The 21442-nt window shown below is 67.5% G+C and carries 19 protein-coding genes and 1 pseudogene; 3 read left to right on the top strand and 17 right to left on the bottom strand.

Annotated features, from left to right (window positions below; all coding sequences use genetic code 11):
* Positions 1 to 17 precede the first annotated feature (17 nt).
* Positions 18 to 206, bottom strand: a complete 189-nt coding sequence (locus tag BLU38_RS16620) for a hypothetical protein (protein ID WP_091526577.1) — start codon at positions 204 to 206, stop codon at positions 18 to 20.
* The gene (locus BLU38_RS16615; RefSeq protein ID WP_157683515.1) at positions 203 to 622 is read right to left on the bottom strand and encodes a hypothetical protein; all 420 of its coding nucleotides are present in this window, start codon (positions 620 to 622) and stop codon (positions 203 to 205) included. The genes BLU38_RS16620 and BLU38_RS16615 overlap by 4 nt, the downstream gene beginning before the upstream one ends.
* Here BLU38_RS16615 and BLU38_RS16610 point away from each other — a divergent pair.
* A complete protein-coding gene (locus BLU38_RS16610; RefSeq protein ID WP_091526573.1) occupies positions 621 to 1229 on the top strand; it encodes a TetR/AcrR family transcriptional regulator in 609 nt (202 codons plus the stop codon). The genes BLU38_RS16615 and BLU38_RS16610 overlap by 2 nt on opposite strands.
* Here the strand turns inward: BLU38_RS16610 and BLU38_RS16605 are convergent.
* The 6 genes from BLU38_RS16605 to purL form a co-directional block, all read right to left on the bottom strand.
* A complete protein-coding gene (locus tag BLU38_RS16605) occupies positions 1219 to 2583 on the bottom strand; it encodes a dipeptidase (protein WP_091526571.1) in 1365 nt (454 codons plus the stop codon). The two genes, BLU38_RS16610 and BLU38_RS16605, sit on opposite strands and share 11 nt — an antisense overlap.
* Positions 2584 to 2637: 54 nt before the next feature.
* Positions 2638 to 3306, bottom strand: coding sequence for a response regulator (locus BLU38_RS16600; protein WP_091526569.1), 669 nt, complete (start codon positions 3304 to 3306; stop codon positions 2638 to 2640).
* A 72-nt stretch (positions 3307 to 3378) separates the two neighbouring features.
* Positions 3379 to 4584: a sensor histidine kinase gene (locus BLU38_RS16595; protein ID WP_091526567.1), complete on the bottom strand. Its 1206-nt coding sequence runs from the start codon at positions 4582 to 4584 to the stop codon at positions 3379 to 3381.
* A 15-nt stretch (positions 4585 to 4599) separates the two neighbouring features.
* Positions 4600 to 4998, bottom strand: a complete 399-nt coding sequence (locus tag BLU38_RS16590; protein WP_091526565.1) for a hypothetical protein — start codon at positions 4996 to 4998, stop codon at positions 4600 to 4602.
* Between the two features lie 419 nt (positions 4999 to 5417).
* On the bottom strand, positions 5418 to 7346 hold the full coding sequence (locus tag BLU38_RS16585; RefSeq protein WP_091526563.1) for an alpha/beta fold hydrolase: 1929 nt from the start codon (positions 7344 to 7346) through the stop codon (positions 5418 to 5420).
* A gap of 191 nt (positions 7347 to 7537) precedes the next feature.
* The gene (gene purL / locus BLU38_RS16580; protein ID WP_231919884.1) at positions 7538 to 9799 is read right to left on the bottom strand and encodes a phosphoribosylformylglycinamidine synthase subunit PurL; all 2262 of its coding nucleotides are present in this window, start codon (positions 9797 to 9799) and stop codon (positions 7538 to 7540) included.
* Between the two features lie 167 nt (positions 9800 to 9966).
* On the opposite strand from purL, the gene BLU38_RS16575 reads away from it, so the two are divergent.
* On the top strand, positions 9967 to 10554 hold the full coding sequence (locus BLU38_RS16575) for an SH3 domain-containing protein (protein WP_091526562.1): 588 nt from the start codon (positions 9967 to 9969) through the stop codon (positions 10552 to 10554).
* Here the strand turns inward: BLU38_RS16575 and BLU38_RS16570 are convergent, their stop codons facing one another.
* The 5 genes and pseudogenes from BLU38_RS16570 to BLU38_RS16545 form a co-directional block, all read right to left on the bottom strand.
* The gene (locus tag BLU38_RS16570; RefSeq protein WP_157683514.1) at positions 10555 to 12702 is read right to left on the bottom strand and encodes a hypothetical protein; all 2148 of its coding nucleotides are present in this window, start codon (positions 12700 to 12702) and stop codon (positions 10555 to 10557) included. It abuts the gene before it with no gap.
* Positions 12703 to 12843: 141 nt separating this feature from the next.
* On the bottom strand, positions 12844 to 13521 hold the full coding sequence (gene purQ, locus BLU38_RS16565) for a phosphoribosylformylglycinamidine synthase subunit PurQ (protein WP_091526559.1): 678 nt from the start codon (positions 13519 to 13521) through the stop codon (positions 12844 to 12846).
* Positions 13521 to 14777, bottom strand: a pseudogene (locus BLU38_RS16555) (phosphoribosylaminoimidazolesuccinocarboxamide synthase). Before BLU38_RS16555 ends, purQ begins: the two are co-directional and overlap by 1 nt.
* A 43-nt stretch (positions 14778 to 14820) precedes the next feature.
* Complete coding sequence (locus BLU38_RS16550) at positions 14821 to 15666, bottom strand: ABC transporter permease (protein ID WP_091526555.1); 846 nt, start codon at positions 15664 to 15666, stop codon at positions 14821 to 14823.
* Positions 15663 to 16658, bottom strand: a complete 996-nt coding sequence (locus tag BLU38_RS16545; protein WP_091526553.1) for an ABC transporter ATP-binding protein — start codon at positions 16656 to 16658, stop codon at positions 15663 to 15665. Before BLU38_RS16545 ends, BLU38_RS16550 begins: the two co-directional genes overlap by 4 nt.
* A gap of 271 nt (positions 16659 to 16929) precedes the next feature.
* Here BLU38_RS16545 and BLU38_RS16540 point away from each other — a divergent pair, with 271 nt between their 5' ends.
* A complete protein-coding gene (locus BLU38_RS16540) occupies positions 16930 to 17112 on the top strand; it encodes a PspC domain-containing protein (protein WP_091526551.1) in 183 nt (60 codons plus the stop codon).
* 114 nt (positions 17113 to 17226) lie between these two features.
* On the opposite strand, the gene BLU38_RS16535 is transcribed toward BLU38_RS16540, so the two are convergent.
* The 4 genes from BLU38_RS16535 to purB all read right to left on the bottom strand — a co-directional run bounded on the left by BLU38_RS16535 (position 17227) and on the right by purB (position 21427).
* Positions 17227 to 18204 (bottom strand): ABC transporter ATP-binding protein, encoded by a 978-nt coding sequence (locus BLU38_RS16535; protein WP_091526549.1) that lies wholly within the window; start codon positions 18202 to 18204, stop codon positions 17227 to 17229.
* 2 nt (positions 18205 to 18206) lie between these two features.
* Entirely contained in the window at positions 18207 to 19034 is an 828-nt protein-coding gene (locus BLU38_RS16530; RefSeq protein ID WP_231919883.1) for an ABC transporter permease, read from the bottom strand.
* Positions 19027 to 19821 (bottom strand): ABC transporter permease, encoded by a 795-nt coding sequence (locus BLU38_RS16525; RefSeq protein ID WP_091526546.1) that lies wholly within the window; start codon positions 19819 to 19821, stop codon positions 19027 to 19029. Before BLU38_RS16525 ends, BLU38_RS16530 begins: the two co-directional genes overlap by 8 nt.
* A 172-nt stretch (positions 19822 to 19993) precedes the next feature.
* Complete coding sequence (gene purB / locus BLU38_RS16520) at positions 19994 to 21427, bottom strand: adenylosuccinate lyase (protein ID WP_091526544.1); 1434 nt, start codon at positions 21425 to 21427, stop codon at positions 19994 to 19996.
* Positions 21428 to 21442: the final 15 nt, after the last annotated feature.

The raw sequence follows: 21442 nt of genomic DNA, 5'->3' as shown, positions 1-21442 counted from the left end.
CACGACGAAGCGCGGGCTCAACCAGATCCGGTCCCGGATCGGCGCCAGATGATCACCATCCCGATCCCGACCACAACGACGGCCAGCAGCACGATGCCCATCTTGAGGAGCTTGTCCAGCAGCAGGTGGTGAACGAGATCGGAGCCGTCCAACGGGACCAGCAGACCGATCAGCAGCGCCGCGATCGAGGTCAGGGAGACGATCATCGGCGATCCACTCGATCGGTGTCGGACGATTCATCCGCCATCTGCTGCTGATCGCGCCGTGCCGTCGCGGCGCGGTCGGCGGCATATCTCATCGCCGCCCGGCCGACACTGCCGACGACCGAGCGCCGGCCGTCCGCAGAACCTCCTTGGAGGTTCGGGTCTGACCGTGTGTCGGTCAGCCCCTTGATGATCGGCAGCGCCGAGTCGACAACCCGATCCCTGGTCTGTTCCCAGCGCCCGCGTCGGCGCAGCCCGACCGCGATCGCGAACAGGATCAGCGCGACGACGACAACCACGGCGGCGATCACGGCGAACCTGATCAACAGCAGATTCAGGACGGTCTCCATCATTCCTCCTTTTATGTCATGTACGTGATATATAAATACCGTATCACGGCCGTGATAGAAAAGGGTCATGCCCAAGATCGTCGACCCGACCGCCCGCCGCGCCGAGGTGGTCGACGCCACCTTCGCCGTGATCGCCGAGAGCGGGTTCGCCGCGGCAACCCTGCAGCAGGTCGCCGATCGGGCCGGGATCAACATCGGCTCGGTCCGGCACTACTTCTCCGGCCACGGCGAGCTGTTGGAGTTTGCGATGGCGTCGATGATCGAACGCGTCTCCGGCCGGCTCCAGTCCCACGTCGATGCGGTGGTCACCGCCGACCAGGCGCAGCGCGCCGAACTGACGGTCAAGCTGCTGGAGGAGCTGCTGCCGCTGGACGACCGCCGACGGCTGGAGGTGGCGGTCTGGCTGGAATTCAGCATCGCCGCCCGGACCAGACCGCAGTTGGCCGAGCTCGCGACGAAGTCGGCGGCGGGCACCCGCCGGCTGATCGGGCACGTGCTGTCCTCGATGCAGCAGCGCGGCGCGCTGCGCGGCGATGCCGATATCACTGTCGAGACGGAACGACTGTGCTCACTGATCGACGGGCTCTCGATGGGTGCCCTGCTGCACCCGCGGACGGTTCCCCGGACCAGGGTCCGGGCCGTCCTGTCAGCACACCTGCGACAACTCAGGCCGTGATCGCGCTGCAGTTCAGCAGCAGCAACGCCTCGCCGACGGCGGCGCGGCCGAAGTCGCCCAGGTGCAACGACTCGTTGCTGCCGTGCGGCCGGGAGTCGGGGTCGCAGACTCCGGTGACCAGGATGGTGGCGTCGGGGTAGGCCTCGGCGAAGTCGGCGATCATCGGGATCGAGCCGCCTTGCCCCATGAAGACCGGTTCGGTGCCCCACGCATCGGTGAACGCCGATCGTGCCGCTTCTGCATACGGTCCGTCGAACGGGACCACCGACGGGTTGCCCGTCTCACCGCCGGTGACGGTGAGCTGCGCACCCCACGGCACATGATCTTCCAGGTGTTTGATCAACTTCTGCTGGGCATCGGCGGCGTCCTGACCGGGCGCCAGCCGCATGCTGATCTTGGCCTTCGCGACCGGCCACAGCGTGTTCGACGCCTTGTCCACCGGTGTCGCGTCGAGACCGACGACGGTGATCGACGGCTTCGCCCAGATCCGTTCTGTGTAAGGGCCTTCGCCGATCAACTGGACGCCGTCCAGGATCGCCGATTCGCGTCGTACACGATCCTCGGGGTAGTCGACATCCGGTGTCGGGGCGGTGTGCAGGCCTTCGACGGCGACGTTGCCCTGCTCGTCGTGCAGGGTCGCCAGCAGCCGGCAGATCGCCGTCAGGGCATCAGGCACCAGACCGCCGAACATGCCGGAGTGCAGGGCGTGATCGATGGTCCGCAGCTCGACGTAGGCCTCGGCGAGCCCGCGCAGGGTGTTGGTGAAGGCCGGGACGCCGACCTCCCAGTTGCCGGAGTCACCGATCACGAAAACGTCGGAGGCCAGCTCGTCGCGATGCTTGTCCAGCAGCGCCCGGAGTGTCGGCGAACCGACCTCCTCCTCGCCCTCGATGAAGAGCGTGACACCGACCGGCGGCTTGCCACCGAAGGCCCGCAGCGCCGCCAGATGCATCGCCAGACCGCCCTTGTCGTCGGCCACCCCGCGGCCGAAGACCCGCTCGCCGACCTGGGTCTGCACGAACGGGTCGCCGGTGTCCCACAACGAGCGGTCGCCCTCGGGCTGGACGTCGTGGTGGGCGTACAGGCAGACCGTCGGCTGGCCGGCGGGGGCCGGGAAGTGAGCGATAACGGCCGGCTTGCCACCGTCGACACTGGAGATCGTGACCTCGGCCGCCCCCAGCGAACGCAACTGCGCGGCGACGAAGTCCGCACTGGCCCGGACCTGATCATCACGTCCCGGGTCGGCACTCACCGACGGGATCGCGACGTGGTCCTTCAGCGTGGCCAGGACGCCGGGCAACTCTCGCTCGACGGCGGCGCGGACATCCTCGGCGGTGGTCGGTACGGCAGTCATGGCGGGAGCTTAACCAGCCCACCGGATCGCGTGGTGGCCGGCCGCACCTCGGGGTCAGGGGCGGGCGACACCGCTCTGATAGGCCAACGCCACCGCCTGCGCCCGATCATGGCTGTCGGTCTTGGCGATCACCCGGGCGACGTGCGTCTTGACCGTGGCCTCACTGAGCACCAGATGCTCGGCGATCTGTCGATTGGTCCTGCCCTGCGCCATCAACGCCAGCACCTCCAACTCGCGCGGCGTCAGCAACTCGGCCAGCCGACCGCCGTCGATCCGTGGCCGCGGCTGGCCGGCGGCCCGTTCCATCACGCCACCGGCGACCCGCGGGTCGAGCCAGGACTGTCCCGCGGCAACCGCCCGGATCGCGCTCGGCAGGTCCTGCGGTGCCGCATGCTTGAGCAGGTAGCCACTGGCACCGGCACGCAGCGCGGGATACAACACCTCGTCATCGGCGAAGGTGGTCAGGATCAGCACCCGGACCGGCGCGGCATGATCCTCGCCGCCGGCGCGGACGATCCGCTCGGTCGCCTCGATCCCGCTCAGCCCGGGCATCTGGACGTCCATCAGGACCACATCGGGATGCTCCCGCAGAGCGAACTCGACGGCACCCGGTCCGTCGGATACCTCGCCGACCACCGCGATGTCGGTCTGCGCCTCGAGCAACATCAACAATCCCGCACGAACCAGATCCTGATCATCTGCGACAACAACGGATATCGCCACCGCCCCGCCTCCCCCTGTCCGAGCGAAGCTTAGCCTCGATCCACCGAGGCGTAGCGGGCATTGACGTCGCGGTCAGGTTTCCGTTCTGTCCATGGACGGTCGGGTGACGGGCAGAGTTGCGGTGATCCGGAACCCGCCGTCGGGCAACGGTCCGGTCTCCAGCTCGCCGCCGACCAACTGGACCCGCTCGGCAAGTCCGATCAATCCGTGCCCGGTGGACAACCGCACGCCGGGCCGAGCGGCGCCCGCCCCGTTCACAACACTGGTCCGCAGTCGGGGCGGCAGCCATTCCAGCTGCACCCGGACCACCACGTCCGCGCCGGCATGGCGGCCGGCGTTGTCCAGCGCCTCCTGGATCACCCGGTAGCAGGTCATCTCAACACTCGGATCGAGATCGCACGGGTCACCGGAGACCACGAGTTCGACGCGCTGCCCGGCTCTGCGGGCCTGCTCGATCAGCTCGGGCAACCGGCTCAACCGCTCCCGGGTGGCGGCGCCGGTCGACTCGACGTAGTCGGCGTCCGAACGCAGCACCTGCAGCAGCCGCTGCAGTTCGCTCATGGCCTGGATGCCGGTCTGTTCGATGGCGTCCAGCGCCGGACGGACCCGCTGCGGCTGCTGCTGCATCACCGCCCTCGCGCCGGCCGCCTGCAGGGTCATCGCGCTCACCGAATGCGAGACGATGTCATGCAGGTCCCGGCTGACGGCGAGGCGTTCCTGCCGGACGGCGGTGCGGATCTCCTCCTCCCGCCGGCGTTCCAGGCCGGCGATCCGGTGCGCGAACCGATAACGCAGCCGCGCTGCGACCCAGACCAGGACGACCATCACCACGTCGAACACCAGCGTCGGAATGACCCAACTCCAGGTGTTGGCCCGCACACCCACCGGAGCGGTGTTGACGATCTCGATCCCGAAGACGACGAAGGTTGCCAACAGGCTCCACACCGCGGGCCGGCGGCCGAGCGTCGAGGACACCGTGAACATCGCCACCAGCAACACCATGAACGGTTGCAGCACCGGGAACGCTATCGGTGTCAGATAGAGCACCCAGATGATCAGGAACGTCCGGATCGGCCACCGCCGCCGGAACAACAGGACAGCACCGGCACTGCAGAACAAGATGATCACCAGCGGCGGCGGCAGCACCGGACCAGGGCGGATGCTACCGCTGGCGGTGAGCCGGGCGGCCAGACTGACCCAGGCGTCGAAGGAGCCGACAGCCAGCGCGATGACGACGTCCAGCAGCATCGCCCGGCGAGTCCGCCAGTGAGCAACCATGATCGTGGGGTCGATCTAACAGGTGCAGGACGACGTGCAGACGACGACGCACCACCACGGATCACCGACGCAGTCATCGTCGTCGTCATCATCGTCATCGGCTGCGATCTCGAGGAACACCAGATCACCGTCGACCGGCAGCAGGGTGATCCCCGGCACGTTGGCGGCGACGATCTGGCTGGTCTCGGCATAGGAGAGCAGTCCCGGCCGGATCCGCTGGACGGCTCGAGATGCGCCGACACCGTCGACCCGGAGCTCGAGCTGGTCGGCCTGGTGCGGCGTCGTCCGCAACAGGGCCGCGGCCTGCCCGTCGAGCTGCACGATGCGAGGCTGGATCAGCAGCCCCGATCCGATCAGTTCGCCGTCCACGCCGTCCTGGCGACGAAGGACGCTGAACTGGTTGCCGATGGTCATGACGCGATCATGCCGCAATCGGCCCTGGCGCGGGCCGCTGCCGGCTCGATTGCTTTGGCAGAACCGGCAGAATCATCCTCTGGCGTTACCTGGCGAATACCACCCCAGGCTGACGACACTGTCGGTGCCGAACGGCAGAATCATTCCTGCCATCGCAGCTGAGCCGTTCGCATCGGCCGGGTTGCGACAGCGCGTATTAGGGGGTCGGACGCAAGCTGGGGGGTTCGCGTCACCACTGACACGCGAGAGCGGTTGGAGCGTTCGCACCGACTCGGGGGACCGGTGCGAACGCTCCGCCGTCTGGCCGGCCTCCGTCGGGGCGACAGCACTGCCCCCATGATCATCTGCAACGGCCATGGGGCCGGCCCCGGGCGGGACCGGCCCCACGGCCGATTCAGGTAACCGTCAGCTGCGGACGATCACAGCACGCCCTGCTCGTGCAGAGCCCGTACGCCGTCGGCGCCGTAGATCTGCTGCACCCGCTGCCGGAGCAGTTGATCGGTGGTCGCCTTGGCCAACAGGTCGTCCCCGGCCGAGCTGGATGTGACGGTGGCTGCCTTGCCGTCGACCGGGATCCACGGCGAGGTGGCGTCCTTGCCGGTGTGCTTGGCCTTCTTGTTCAGCTTGGCCCACGATTCGTAGGTCTGCTTGTCCTCCGGCAACGGCTGCGCCTGGGTCACCTTGATGTTCTTGGGCTGCTTGCCGTCCAGGAAGTAGTTGTAGATCGGTCGGTCGACCGCTTCAGTGCCGTACGGGAAGTGCCCGTGCGATCCCTCGTTGTCGATCGCGATCAGGCTGGTGTTCGGCAGTTCGGTGCCCGCGGTGTAGCCGCCCTCCCAGCCGGTCTGGGAATCCAACTCGCCCTGCACCACGACGGTGTCGGGGAAGGAGTCGGTAGCCACCGGCATCAGGTTGGTGGTCCGCCAGTAGGCGCACACCGGCACATCCAGCAGACCCCAGGAATCACTGAGCGGAGCCTGCTTGGCCTGCTTCTTGTTGTGCTTCGCCCAGTACTTCTCGCCCTGGGTCCACTGGCCGTCGTTGCAGCGGATCATCTCGAACGGGTCCTCGAGGACGCCGGTCTCCAGCGCTGCCGCCTTGCCGGCCGACTGCTGCTCGGACTGCCGATGCTGGCTCTTGGTCTTCGTGTCGGCCAGCGGGGCGAGCTGCTGGCGGGCCTTCTTGATCTGAGCCTTGAGCTTCGGCGACGCCGACTTCTCGCCGCGGGCGAGCAGCTCATCGGTGGCGGCAGCAGGATTGGCTGCCGCCGAACGCTGTGCCACCGCACCGTCCTCGGCTGCCGAGTCGATCAGGAACTTGACCACCTCGGCGGCCAGCGGATAGTCGTCGTTGACGCTGAAGGCGCCGGCACCACCGAGGAAGATCCAGGCGAACAGCACCAGGGTCGGGTCGAGTTTCGCCGTGGCGGCGAAGTAGTCGTTGTAGATCTTCTGCGGATCCTCACCGAGCTTGTAGTCAGCGTCGTGGCGGGCGATCCAGTTCATCATGTGCAGCTCGAACTGGCGGTCGCGGGCGATCGGCTGCAGGTCCCAGGTCGACTGCAGCGTCGGCTCGGTGCTGTCGATCGAGGAGTCCAGCACGAACTTGTCACCGTACGTGGCGCCGAACACCTTCTCATACCAGGCGCCGAGCCAGGTGCCGTAGGAGTAGCCGACATAGCTCAGCTTGGGCGCCCCGAGCAGGAAGCGGATGAAGTCCATGTCGTAGCTGGTCTGCTCGGTGTTGATCGTCTTCACCTCGGCGTTGGCGGAACACGCCTCACCGGCGGCCTTGACCTCGGCGTACGGGTCGGTCGCCTCGGGATCGAACTCGTACTCGCAGGAGGCATGGCTGCTCTGCCCGACACCACGCGGATCGAAACCGACGTAGTTGTAGTACGGATTCATGTCCGGAGTGCGTTCCTGCAACGCCGGCCCCCAGACCAGGCCCTCACCGCCCGGACCGCCCGGATTGGCGAACACGGTGCCCTGGTAGCGGCCGTTGTCGACATCGATGTTCTTGGCCTGGGAGATCCGGATGTCCCAGGTCTTGCCGTTGGCCGGATCATGCCAGTCCTGCGGCACCTTGACGGTGGCACAGGAAACGTTGGGGACATTGAAGCGGTCGTTCAGCGCGGGATCGCCGAAGTCACAGGTCTCCCAGGTCAGTTGCTGGTCGGACAGCTCACCGGCGAGCTTCTGCACGTCGGGAACCTTCGCCGCGGCCGCCGCCTGCTGCGTCGGGGCGAGGACGCCGACAGCGGTGGTCAAGGCCAGCACCGGGGCGATCGTCAGGGCGACGACGCGCCGGGATCGCCGGCGCAGAGATATCAGTGGTGATCGATTCATCGGGACTTGAGTCCTCCTGTGGGGGATGTGTCACTGAGCCTGGATACAGGCTTGCTGTGCGGCCCCAATGAATCATGGTGCACCGACAATTGGCGAGAGTATTGCCGGTCAAAAGGCGCGATTGTCACAACTTCGACACCGAATGGTGATCATTCGTGATCACCATTCGATGCGCCGTGTCGGCCGCAGATTCAGGCGGTGGCCTCCACCGCATCGCGGATCGGCGCCTGCCAGGCCGCGCGCAGTACTTCGATCTCGAGACCGAACTGGCCCTCGACGTCCAGTGCTGTTCCGCCGACGGTGCCGAGTTGCTGCACCGACACCCGATGCTGCTCACACAGCGCCTCGAAGTCGTCGCGATGCCCGGCCGGCAGCGAGACCAGCACCCGACCGGCGCTCTCGGAGAACAGGGCGACGAACGGGTCGAGCTCGTTCGGCAGGGTGACCCGAGCACCGTGATCGTTCCGGAGGATCGCATCCACCAGGGCCTGGGCCAGGCCACCCTCGGAAAGGTCGTGTGCACTGGACAACAGTCCCTGCCGAGCGGCAGCGATCATCACCTCGGCCAACCGGATCTCATGATCAAGATCGACCTGCGGCGGCAGCCCTCCGAGATGATCATGAACGACACCGGCCCAGGCAGAACCGGCCAGCTCGTCCCGGGTGTCACCGAGCAGCAAGATCAGATCGCCGTCGGCTGCGAAGCCCATCGGCGTCCGCCGAGACACATCGTCGATCACGCCGAGCACGCCGACCACCGGCGTCGGCAGGATGGCCTGATCTCCGGTCTGGTTGTAGAAGCTGACGTTGCCGCCGGTGACCGGTGTGCCGAGCTGCTTGCAGCCGTCGACCAGGGCGGCGATCGCCCGCTCGAACTGCCACATCACCGCCGGATCCTCCGGCGAGCCGAAGTTGAGGCAGTCCGAGACCGCGAGCGGCCGGGCGCCGGTGACGGCGACATTGCGATAGGCCTCGGCCAACGCGAGCTGGGCGCCGGCGTACGGGTCCAGGTAGGCGAAGCGACCGTTGCAGTCGGTGGCCAACGCGACCCCGAGATTGGTGTCCTCGTCGATCCGCAGCATGCCGGAGTCCTCCGGCTGCGCCAGCACACTGTTGCCGCGGACGTAGCGATCGTACTGATCGGTGATCCAGGACTTGTCGGCCAGGTTGGCCGAGCCGATGATCCGCAACAAGGTCTCCTGCAGACCGACCGCGGAGCTGGGCCGTTCAAGATCATCGACGCCATCGGCCTGGACGCTGTCCTGCCAGGACGGCCGGGCGTAAGGACGCTCGTAGACCGGACCCTCGTCGGCCACGGTCCGCGGCTCGACGTCGACGATCGTCTCGCCGTGCCAGTCGATGATCAACCGGCCGGTGTCGGTGACCTCGCCGATCTCGGTGGCCAGCACGTCCCACTTCGTGCAGATCTCGAAGAAGCGGTCCAGATGCTGCGGTTCGACGACCGCCATCATCCGTTCCTGCGATTCGCTCATCAGGATCTCTTCGGGGCTCAACGTGTGGTCCCGCAACGGCGCCCGATCCAGGACGACGTGCATGCCGCCGTCGCCGGAACTGGCCAGCTCCGCGGTCGCGCAGCTCAAGCCGGCCGCGCCGAGATCGCTGATCCCGTTGATCACGCCGGCGGCGAAAAGCTCCAGCGTGCACTCGATCAGCAGCTTCTCCTGGAACGGATCGCCGACCTGGACACTGGGCCGCTTCGCCGGACCGTCTGCATCGAAGGTCTCGCTGGCCAGCACCGAGGCGCCGCCGATCCCGTCGCCGCCGGTGGCGGCGCCGTACAAGATCACTTTGTTGCCGGTGCCGGTCGCCCGGCCGAGCTGCAGGTCCTCGTGCTTGAGCACACCGACGCAGAGCGCGTTCACCAGCGGGTTGCCGAGGTAGGACGGGTCGAAGACGACCTCGCCGCCGATGTTCGGCAGTCCGAGGCAGTTGCCGTAGCCGCCGACACCGGCGACCACACCGGGCAGCACCCGATGGGTGTCGGGGGCGTCCAACGGGCCGAACCGCAGCGCATCCATCACGCCGACCGGTCGGGCACCCATCGCGAGGATGTCGCGGACGATGCCGCCGACGCCGGTCGCGGCGCCCTGGTACGGCTCGACATAGGACGGGTGGTTGTGGGATTCGATCTTGAAGGTGACGGCATAGTCGTTGCCGATGTCGATCACGCCGGCGTTCTCGCCGATGCCGGCCAGCAGCTTGCCGACCGGGGTCTCGGCCGGCACCTCACCGAACCGCCGCAGATGCACCTTGGAGGACTTGTAGGAGCAGTGCTCCGACCACATCACCGAGTACATCGCCAGCTCGCTGCCGGTCGGTCGCCGCCCCAGGATCTCCCGGATCCGGGTGTACTCGTCTTCCTTCAGCCCGAGTTCGCGCCACGGCTGGCTCTGCTCGGGGGTCTTCGCCGCCTGCTCAACGGTATCCGCCACGGCCGTAAGGCTAGTGCCTCCGCGGCGATCCACCGATTCCGCCCGCCGATCTGCGGATCCGTCCAACTTTTCGGCCGCATCCTGCATCTCCATGGATAGAACCGTCCGACTCCCCGTGGACGGGAGAGCCGCTCGCAGCACCGCGAGCCGACCGAAGGAGAAATCAGATGAGCGTCACTTCCTGGGCCAAGCGGGCCGCCGGCATCGTAGCCGCAGCCGCACTGGCGACCGGGGCGACCGCCGCCCTGGCCAGCACCCCGGCGCAGGCCGCCGGTGACGGCAAGGTCACCGCCAAGTCCTCGCTCACCGTCCGCTACGCCCCGACCCGGCAGGCGATGAAGGTCAGCACGATCCGGCCCGGCGCGACCGTGCCGTTGGTCTGCAAGATCGCCGGCGCATCGATCGAGGGCAACCGCACCTGGTATCAGCTGCCGGCCGGCGAGGGTGCCCAGTCCTGGATCTCCGGTCGTTACGTCAAGGAACTGCGCGGCTCGAAGATCGCCTGGTGTGGCACGACCAGCAAGCCGGCGGCGATCCGGACGACCGCGAAGCTCACGGTCCGGCACGGACCCAACACCCACGACACGTCGGTCGGCTCGTTGAAGAAGGGCACCCGCACCAAGGCCGTCTGCAAGCTGAAGGCCCAATCGGTCGGCGGCAACACCCTGTGGTACCAGCTGCCCGGATCGAACTGGGTCTCGGCGCGTTACGTCGACAACATCGGCGGTTCGCCGACGTGGTGCGTCGGTAACTGATCAGCTGGACCGACGACGGCCACGGATCGCGGGGTTGCCCGAACGCGACGGATCGCGTGGGCGGGTCGGCGCGGGTCCGGGGCCGTCGTCGGGTTCGAGCGGATCCTGAACATCCTCACCGTGAACGACGCCGGCCCACCCGAGGCGGCGGAAGCGGCCGTACAGCAGGCCGACCGTGGTCACCATGAAGGGGCCGGTGACGGTCAGGAAGACCGAGATGCCGGCGTCGTTCAGCAGGGTCCCGATGATCCCGGTCGCGCAGGCGGTGATCGCCGTCACGTGATAGGTCGAGAACTGCTGCTCGGTGATCGCGTGCCGGAGCCGGCGGAAGATCACGATCCAGATCGCGCCGCCGACGACGATGCCGATGATGCCGAGCGGCGCGATCAGGGTGCTGCCGGACGCGACCGCCTTGCGCAGCACGATCGGCCAGGCATCGCCGCTGATCACCCGCTGGACGAAGTCACCGAGATGACTGCGATGGCCGGCGCCGCGGGTCCAGTCGATCACCGACACCAGACCGACCGCAACGACCGCCGATGCCCCGATGATCAGGAGCCGGGGCCAGGTGATCTTGGCCGGGGAGACGGCCAACGCCAGGAACAACACCGTCGGCGTCAACGAGATCACCCCGCCGAAGTCGGCGCCCATCGACGGCCACCCCTCGCAGGCGACGGCCAGGCCGCCGATGATCAACACCGCGACCATCGGCAGCCATCGTCGACCCGCGCGGGCGAACCGATGCGCGACGTAGCCGGCGACGGTGATCGCCGAGACCGCATAGCTGCCGAAGGTGCTGTTGCCGAAGCCGTACCAGCGGCCACCGGCGACCGGGCGGGAGTTGAGCAGTGAGCCCGGCTGCATCACGCCACCGAGCGCGGCGTCGGTGGTGTAGGTCGCCATCACCAGGCCGGCGGCGACGATCGGCAGCGGCAGCTTCAGCCAGCGGGACAGGCCCAAGGTCGCAGCGGCCAACGCAGCCACCCAGAACACCAGCGTCAGCAGCAGTGCAGGCGTCGGATGCTGCTGGGCCTGCCATCCGAACGACCCGGTCAGCATCAGCGCGGCGGTCAGCGTCGCCAGGGCGGCCAGCGCGGGCCGGATCACCGCCCATCGGCGGCGCACAGCGGCGATCGCGATCGTCACCGCCAGCCCGACGCCGATCAGGCCGCCGACGACGTACCCGACGGGAGCGACGGAGGAGAGGTTGTGCAGCGTCGTCAGGTGTTTGCTGAGGATCGCTGTCGACACCGGTTGCGGTTGCACACCGATCGCGGTGCCGTCCAGCGGCAGCCCCGCGGGCAGCGGCTTGTTGTCGTGGGCGAAACCGACCAAGGTCCGCGTCAGGTCGATCAGGGTGACGATGCCCTCGCGGCGGGTCGACTCCGAGGTCATCAGCCCCGGCAACGTGGTGCCGAGCCGGTAGATGAGCTGCAGGTTCTCGTCGTGGGAGCCAGCAGCCGGACCGATGCCGGTGACGATCAACGTCACGTCTTCCCGGTCGGCCAGCCGGCTGATCACCCGATCGGAGTCCTGACCGGCATCGACCAGGGTGATCGGGCAGTCCGGACGATAGCCGCCGGCCGCGAACTGCTGGGCGGTCCGGTAGCGATCGAGGGTGCCGTCGGGATTGGCGGCTGCCAGCGCGGCACCGGCGCCAACGGCCTGGACACAGCCCTTGCTCTGGGCTGCCAGCGTGCCCAGCCGCGCATCGCCGGCGTTCGCCCCGGCCTTGGCCAGTCGCTGCTGCCAGTCGGGGATCGAGGCGGCCGTCCCGCTGCCGGACACCGCGGGGTCGCACAAGCCGCCGGCGGTGGTCCGTCGACCGGCACCGACGGTCAGCCAGCCGGCAGCGGCGCATTCGCCCTGGATCGCCGGTCGGGTGGAGATCGCACCGGCCTGGACGTCGTCGGTGTGGGCGGAGATGATCTTGTCGTCGGTTGCGGTGGGTTGGTAGCGGCCGGTGACGCCGACCACGACGACGTTGGGGGTGTAGATCTCGGTCTGTGACGTCGGCTCGGACAGCCCACTGACCAGCCGGAGCAGGCCGAAGACCAGCACCAGGCCGACCACCACCAGCGTTGACTTGACGGTCAGTGGCCAGCGACGAGACGTGCCGGACACGTAGTTGCTAGTGGCGCGCGTCATGAATTCGTGGAGGCAGTCGGCGCCTGAAGCGGTGAGCTGCAAGGCGGAGGAGGTGCGCATGCCGGGGCATGTCATCCGACGACAACGCAGCAGATCGCCGCTTCAGGCGTCGAATGGCCAACGAATTTATGACGCGCGTCACTACACGGCCTGCAGCTGCTGCAGCACGCTGCTGAAGAAGCCGACGCCGTCGAGTCCGGGAGCGGTCAGCGGATCGACGTTGTGCTCGGGGTGCGGCATCAGGCCGACCACATTGCCGCGTTCGTTGCTGACCCCGGCGATGTCGCGGTAGGAGCCGTTCGGGTTGCTGCCGGCGTAGCGGAAGACGACCTGACCCTCGCCTTCCAGCCGGTCCAGGGTCTCGGCGTCGGCGACGTAGCGGCCCTCACCGTTCTTCAGCACGATGGTGATCTGTTGACCCTGTTCGTACGCGTTGGTCCAGGCGGTCCGGTCGGACTCCACGGTCAGCGCCTGGTCGACACAGGTGAACACCTGGACGTCGTTGCCGATCAGTGCCCCGGGCAGCAGGTGCGCCTCGCAGAGCACCTGGAAACCGTTGCAGACACCGAGGACGGGCATCCCGGCCTCGGCCTGCTTGATCAGCTCGGTCATGATCGGAGCGAACCGGGAGATCGCACCACAGCGCAGGTAGTCGCCGTAGGAGAAACCACCGGGCAGGATCACCGCGGAGACTCCGTCCAGGGAGTCGCTGGCGTGCCACAGCGACACCGGTTCCGCGCCGCTCAGCCGGATCGCCCGCAGCGCATCATGATCATCAAGCGTGCCGGGGAAGGTGATCACACCGATCCGCGGAGCCATCAGGCAACCCCGGCCGAGGCGGCCTGCTCTTCCACGACGACGTCGAAGGATTCGATCACGGTGTTGGCCAGCAGCGTGTCGGCCGCCTTGCGGATCTCGTCCAGTCGGGCCTCGGTGACCTCACCGTCGACCTCGATCTCGAACCGCTTACCCTGTCGGACCGTCAGTCCGTCGAAGCCGAGCCGTTGCAGGGCCCCGGTCACCGCCTTGCCCTGCGGATCGAGGATCTCGGGCTTGGGCATCACATTCACCACGACACGCGCCATGGCCACGATCCTAGTTGAGCCCGCCCCATTCCCCAGATCAGCCCACCGCCGACCCGTCAGTTCTTCCCCGAAACACGCGGAAAACCCGGGAGGAAGTGCCGGGTCGGCGGGTTGGGGGCGGTTCTGATTCGGTCAGAAGGTGGTTTCGGTCAGGGTTTGGTAGGCGTCCAGGTAGCGCTGCCGGGTGGCTGCGACGATCTCGGCGGGCAGCGGCGGCGGGGCGACATCTGCGCTGCGGTCCCAGCCGGACTCGTTGACCAGCCAGTCCCGCAGGAATTGCTTGTCGTAGGAGTCGATCCGCTCCCCCGGCTGCCAGGTCGACGCGTCGACGAACCGCGAGGAGTCCGGGGTCAGGACCTCGTCGGCGAGCACGATGGTGCCATCGGCACGTCGTCCGAACTCGAATTTGGTGTCGGCCAGGATGATGCCGTGCTCGGTGGCGTAGGTCTCGGCGCGGCCGTAGATCTCCAGGGTCAGGGCGCGGAGCTGTTCGGCGGTCTCCCGACCGACCCGGTCGACCGTCTGATCGAAGTCGATGTTCTCGTCGTGCTCGCCGAGCTGCGCCTTGGACGCGGGGGTGAAGATCGGCTCCGGCAGCCGCGACCCGTTCTGCAGTCCGACCGGCAGCTCGATCCCGCAGACGGTCCGGGTCTGCTGGTACTCCGCCCAGCCCGAACCCATCAGATAGCCGCGGGCGACACACTCGATCTCGATCATCTCGAGCTTCTCGCAGATCACCGCCCGACCGGCGACGGCCTCCGGGACGTCGGTGCTGACGACGTGGTTGTCGACGTCGTCGAACAGCTCGAACCAGAACGACGACATCCGGGTGAGGATCTCGCCCTTGTCGTCGATCGGCGGTTCCAGGACGAAGTCGAAGGCGGAGATCTTGTCGGTGGCGACCATCAGCAGCCGGTCGTCACCCATCGCGTACAGCTCACGGATCTTGCCTGCGTGGAGCAGCGGCAGATCGAGCACTGACTCATACATTGCGCTCAGCCTAGTGTCCATCCCGTCGCGGGCGCGCGTCCGGTCAGTCGACGTCGCGGCGAACTGTGCTGACGTAGCCGATCACGGCCGGCAGCAGCGCCCAGCCGAGCAGCACCAGCAGCCCGGTCCAGGCCGCCGGTCCGTCGGTCGGCACGTGGCCGCGGATCAGGTCCATCGGGCTGATGCCGATCGCCGTGTCGGTCGCACCGCCGGGCAGCAGCCGACCGGGAACGGTCCACTGCTTGACGGTGAAGATCAGCGACAGAGTCGGTTCCAGGACGTAGCAGAAGACGACCGCGATCACCACCGAGGCAATCATCTGGCGGACCAGCAGGCCGAGCCCGTAGCCGATCATGGACCACAAGGCGATGGTGACCACGTTCATCAGCAGTGCCTGCCAGGTGGCGGCGCTGTCGAGAGCCAACGATCCGCCCTGGGACAGGATGAAGATCATCGAAACCACGAAGCTCAGACCCGTTGCCACGATGCCCAAGGCCAGCCCGTAGCCGAAGGTGACCGCCGCCTTGCCGAGCACCAGGTCGCGGCGCCGAGGTACGGCGAGATAGCTGGCGGCCAGCGTCTTGTGCCGGTACTCCGCGCCCATCGCCATCGCACCGGCAATGATCGCCACGATCCGGGACATCTGATTGGCAAACGTGTAGGCAGCAGCGACGAATCGCTGCTGGGTAAAGACTTTCTGCCCCTCTGCGGCGACCGCAAGGCCGATCCCGTTCATGATCAACGCGCCGACGATGCCGGCCGCGGCGACGATGCAGCTGAGCACGATCACCATCCGGGTGCTGGTGATCTTCTGGTACTCCGACCGCAGCAGGCGCTGCAGGTATCCGGGTGTGCCGGCCGGCCGGCTGTCGAGTGTCTCGATGCTCATGGCTGCCCTCCCAGCAGGGCGAAGAATTCCGACTCGAGATCGACCTCCTGCGGCGCCAACTCCAACACCGGCAGACCGGCTTCGAAGATCGCGGCGCCGACCGCGCCCGGATCCGTGGTCTGCACCTGCAGGAAGCCACCCTGCCTGTCATCGACCTGCTGCCAACTCAGCCGCATCCGATCCAGTACGGCGGTCGCCGTCCGCTGGTCCTGCACGCGGAGTCTGATCGATCGTCGCTCGGCGGCCAGGTCCTGCATCGGCGACTGCCGAAGCAACCGGCCGTTGCCGATCACCACGACGTCGTCGACGGTCGCCTCCACCTCGTTCAGGATGTGGGAGGACATCAGGACCACGTTGCCGCGAGCGGCGTAGGACTGCAGGAATCCGCGCAACCAGTGGATGCCCTCCGGGTCGAGCCCGTTGCCCGGCTCGTCCAGGATGAGATAGTCGGGTTCGCCGAGCAGGGCGGTGGCCAGCGCCAGCCGCTGCCGCATCCCCAGCGAGTAACCGCCGACCCGGCGGTCCGCCGCGTCGGCCAGCCCGACAAGGGCGAGCAGTTCGTTGATCCGGCGCGGGGTGGCACCGGCGGTTGCGGCCTGCACCGCCAGGTGGTCGCGGCCGGTCCGACCGGGGTGGAACGCCGGTTCGAGGACGGCACCGACCCGCTGTTGCGGCATCGGCAGGTCGCGGTAGCCGACCCCGCCGAAGGTGGCTCGCCCGCTGGTCGGTTCGGCAAGCCCCAGCAGCACCCGCAGGGTGGTCGACTTGCCGGCGCCGTTCGGCCCGAGGAACCCGGTGACGCGTCCGGGCGCAACGGTGAAACTGAGCGCGTCGACTGCTCGGACCCGGCCGAAGTCCTTGGTCAGGCCGTCGACGACGATCGGCGGTACGGCTGTCGCATCGGTCGGCGCCTGCTCGGAATCGGCGGCGGGTGCTGCGTGGCGTGGCCGTACCGGCGTCGCCTCGGCCTGGGACTCATCGACGGCATTCATCACCGACAGCCTGCCGTGCGGACGGCTCGGACGGCCGTCCAGACGCGGCTTCGAAGGGCTCGCCCGGGGAACAAGGGTCGACGGGACTAGTCCGATGACCCCGATGTCCTACCCAGGGGTGACGACTGCCCCGGGTGCGGCCCCGAACCGTCCCTGACCCCACCCGGGAAGGCCGCCAAAAGGGTCGTCGTCGGGCCGTTGATGCGGCACAGTGGAGTTGTCGCCGCGAACGGCGACACCGAACAGAAAACCAGACGTAAGGAATATCCCGATGGCCTCCCTCGCCCGTCCCCGCAACGACCGCATGATCGCCGGTGTCTGCTCAGCTCTGGGCCGGCGGTTCGGGTTGTCATCCAATGTCGTCCGGCTGATCTTCGTGCTGAGCTGCCTGCTCCCCGGCCCGCAGTTCCTGATCTACATCCTCGGCTGGATCCTGATCCCGAACGAGCACTGATCTCGGTCCGTACGGACTGACCCCGATCGTTCCTCCCCTTCCCGACAACCGGCCCTGCATCCTCGCGGATGCGGGGCCGTGTTGTTGGCCGGCGCCGTTGCACGAGCCCTCGGGTCAGGATCCTCCACCGGCGCGGCTGTAGAGGGTCCGCACGATGTCCTCGATCGCCGGCTCGGCGATGGTCAGGTCGCGGACCTCGGCAACACCGGCGACCTCGGCCAACACCTGCGCCGCGGTGGTCTGATCGGGTGAGAACGAGAGCCGCTGCCGGGCACCACCCAGCTCGATGCCGATATTGGTGGCGCCGTCGACCGTGATCGGGTCGCTGGGCTCGGCAAGATCCACGGTCAGCACCCGCTCCAACGCCACCCGGCGGGACAGCCCGTCCAAGGTGCCGTCGTAGGCGAGCTTGCCCTGGTCGACCACCAGCACCCGTTCACACAGTCGCTCGATGTCACTCATGTCGTGGGTGGTCAGCAACAGTGTGGTGCCCTGTTGGGCCCGTTCGGCGATCAGGAACTGCCGGAGACGTTCCTTGCTGATCATGTCCAGCCCGATCGTCGGCTCGTCCAAGATCAACAGGCGTGGCCGATGCACCAACGCCGCCGCCACCTCACCGCGCATCCGCTCGCCGAGGGAGAGCTGACGGACCGGGGTGTTCAGGAACGGTGCCAGTTCCAGACCGTCGATCAGCTGATCGATCCGTGGTTGGGCGGCTGCCGCGCCGATCCGATGGATCGCCGCCAGGATGGTGAACGACTCGCCCAGCGGCAGGTCCCACCACAGCTGGCTACGCTGCCCGAAGACCACGCCGATCTCCCGGGCCAGGGTCCGGCGTTGCGGCACCGGATCGAAACCGCAGGTCCGGACCCGTCCCGAACTGGGCACCAGGATCCCGGTCAGCATCTTGATCGTGGTGGACTTGCCGGCTCCGTTCGCACCGATGTAGCCGCAGGCCTCCCCCGCGGTGATCGAGGCGGTGATGCCGTCGACGGCATGGACGATCCGGCGTTCGCGGCGCAGTCCGCCGGCCTTGCTGCGGACCACGAACGTACGGCTGAGCTCGTCCAGTTCGATGATCGGGGAGTTCATGATCAGCCTCCAGCTCCGGTGTAGTGGCGGACGCCGTTGCGCCAGACGATCGTGGCCAACAGCCAGGCCCAGACGGCGAACAGCGGTGCGAACCAACCCAGCCAGGACGGCAGCCAGGGCGGCCCGTCCAGGCCGAGGATCAACAGACAGGGCAGGTAGGACGCGACGGTGGCCGGGAACACGAAGGTGAACAGCACCCGCAGCGGAAGCAGCAGCACGCTGCCCGGGACCTGGCCGGCGGTGGCGCCGCCGTACACGAAGGAGTTGGTGAATTCGGCACCGTTGATCAGCCAGAACTGCAGTCCGCCGGCCAGCACGAACAGGGCGCTGTAGATCGCCGCGCCGACGATCGGGGTGATGATCAACAGGTAGATCACGCCCGGGCTGTAGTGCACGTCTCCGGCGAGCAGCACGATGATCACGACGACCAGGCCGAGCGCCGCCCGGCCGACCCTGCGGAGCTGGAAGTCGGAGGTGATCATCTGCGCCAGCACCGGCATCGGCCGGACCAGGAACGCCTCCAGCTTGCCCTCGCGGATGTAGATCGGGATCTGATCGGTCTGGCCGAAGACCAGATCGCCCAGACTGAATCCGAGATTGGCCAGCCCGAACACCAACGCGGCCTGGGAGAACGACATCCCACCGAGGGTCGGAGTGTTGCTCAGCAACACGTAGATCTCGGTGAATTCGAGGATCCCGGTGAAGAACGAATTGACCACGTTGATCCAGAAGCTGGAGCGGTAGCTCATCTGGGCGCGGACCCGGGAGCCGAGCACGATCGCGTACGCCCGGCGCAGCCCGACCGGTGTGCTCATCGTCTGGTCAGCCACCCTGCACCACCAATCGTGCCGAAGCCCGCCACAGCATCACCCGGGTGATCACCACCAGGGCCGCGACCCAGAAGAGCTGGGTGCCGATCACCTGCAGCGCCTCGACACCGAGCACCCGTCCGGACAGCACGTCGATCGGACTCTGCAGCATCGACGGGAACGGCGAGGCGTGGGCGATCGTCTGCAGCCAGCCCGGGAAGATGTGCACCGGGACGTAGAAGCCGCTGAGCAGTGACATCAGCAGCAGGTAGAGATTGGTGTAGCCCTGGACGTCCAGGGTCCAGAAACTGATCAGGTTGACCCCGTAGCGGAGCAGGAAGCTGATCGACACGGCGAGGATCAGGCTGACGATGCCGTACGGCAGCGCGGTCCAGGAGTCCGGCAACACCAGTCCGGTGGTCAACGCTCCGACGATCACCGGGATGATCCCGCGAGCCGGCAACATCAGCGCTGCTCGCCCGAAATCCCTTGCCCAGTAGGAAAGTTGGAGATCCAGTGGTCGGGAGAGCTCGATCGCGATCTCGCCGGTGCGGACCTTCTGCGACACCTCGTGCTGGCTCATCAGCCCGACGCCGGCCAACAGCCCCTGGCCGAGCCAGACATAGGTCGAGGCCTCGGCCTTGTCATAGCCGGCGATCGTGCCGCCGGCCCCGATCAGCGCGGCATAGAAGACACTGAACCGGATGAATCCGAAGATGCTGTTGGTGAAGATCCCCGCGGCCAGAGCGAGCCGATAGGTGCTCTGCCGCCTGAACTCTGCCGAAGCGAGGAGGAAGTAGCGGCGCACAAACGCGAGAACTTACGACGCTGCGTACCGGCCGTCAACAGGTTTGGCGTGTCGCGCTCCGGATTCGGCGTGTCCTGCCACCACCCCAACCGCCGCACCCTTTGCGTACCTTCGCACCACGTACACCCGGTGCGAAGGTACGCAAAGGGTGCGGCGTGGTGCTGCTGTGGCGTCAGAGGATGTCGCCGGGGTGGTAGGCGGCTGCTTCGGGGTGTCGGGCGGCGATGGTCTCGGCCTCGGCGACCAGGGTGCGGATCTGGCTGACCGCGGTGCCGGCGAGTTCGAGCGGGTTGGCCAGTACGGTGTCCAGTTGCTGCCGGTCCAGGCCGAGCCGGGGGTCGGCGGCGAAGCGATCCAGCAGGTCGTTGTCGCGGCGGCCGGTCTCCCGCCTGTCCAGGGCGACGGCGACGGCGTGCTCCTTGATCGCCTCGTGGGCGGTCTCGCGGCCGGTGCCGTTGCGGACCGCGGCCATCAGCACCTTGGTGGTGGTCAGGAACGGCAGGTAGCGCTGCAGCTCGGCGTCGATCACCGCCGGGAACGGCCCGAAGTCACCGAGCACGGAAAGGAACGTCTCGAACAGCCCGTCCAGAGCGAAGAACGCGTCCGGCAGGGCAACCCTGCGAACCACCGAATCGGAGACGTCACCTTCGTTCCACTGATCGCCGGCCAGTTCGCCGAGCATCGACACGTGACCGCGGATGATCACCGCCAGCCCGTTGACCCGTTCACAGGACCGGGTGTTCATCTTGTGCGGCATCGCCGAGGATCCGACCTGCCCCGGCCGGAAGCCCTCGGTGACCAGTTCGTTGCCGGCCATCAGCCGGATGCTGGTGGCGACGTTGGACGGGGCTGCCGCGACCTGGGCCAGCGCGCTGACCACGTCGTAGTCCAGCGATCGCGGATAGACCTGTCCGGTGGAGGTGAAGACCTCACTGAAGCCGAGATGCTCGGCGATCCGTCGTTCCAGTTCGGCGACCTTGGCCTCGTCACCGTTCATCAGGTCGAGCATGTCCTGGCTGGTGCCGACCGGGCCCTTGATCCCCCGCAGCGGGTAGCGGCCCAGCAGGTCGGTGACCCGGGCGTAGCTGACCAACGCCTCGTCGGCTGCGGTGGCGAACCGCTTGCCCAGGGTGGTGACCTGGGCCGCGACGTTGTGCGACCTGCCGGCCATCGCCAGCTCGGCGTGCTCGGCGGCCAGTCTGGTCAGCTGCACCAAGGCGGTGACGATCCGGTCCCGGATGATCCGCAAGGCCGAGGTGATCTGCAGCTGTTCGACGTTCTCGGTCAGATCCCGGCTGGTCATCCCCTTGTGGATGTGTTCGAAGCCGGCGAGTGCGTTGAATTCCTCGATCCGCGCCTTGACGTCGTGCCGGGTGATCCGTTCCCGGTCGGCGATGCTGGCCAGGTCGACGGTGTCGATCACCCTCCGGTAGGCGGCGATCACCTTGTCCGGGTCGTCACCGCCGAAGTCGACGCCGAGGTCGCGCTGCGCGGTCAGTACGGCGATCCACAGCTCCCGCTCCAGGATGATCTTGTTCTCCGGCGACCAGAGCTGCTGCATCTGGGTGGAGGCGTAGCGATTGGCCAGCACGTTCGGAATGCTCATGATCAACTTCTTTCG

The sequence above is a fragment of the Microlunatus soli genome (assembly GCF_900105385.1).
Taxonomy (GTDB): domain Bacteria; phylum Actinomycetota; class Actinomycetes; order Propionibacteriales; family Propionibacteriaceae; genus Microlunatus; species Microlunatus soli.
Note: the sequence above shows the minus strand (reverse complement) of the source record. Positions and strands in the feature narration are given on the sequence as shown.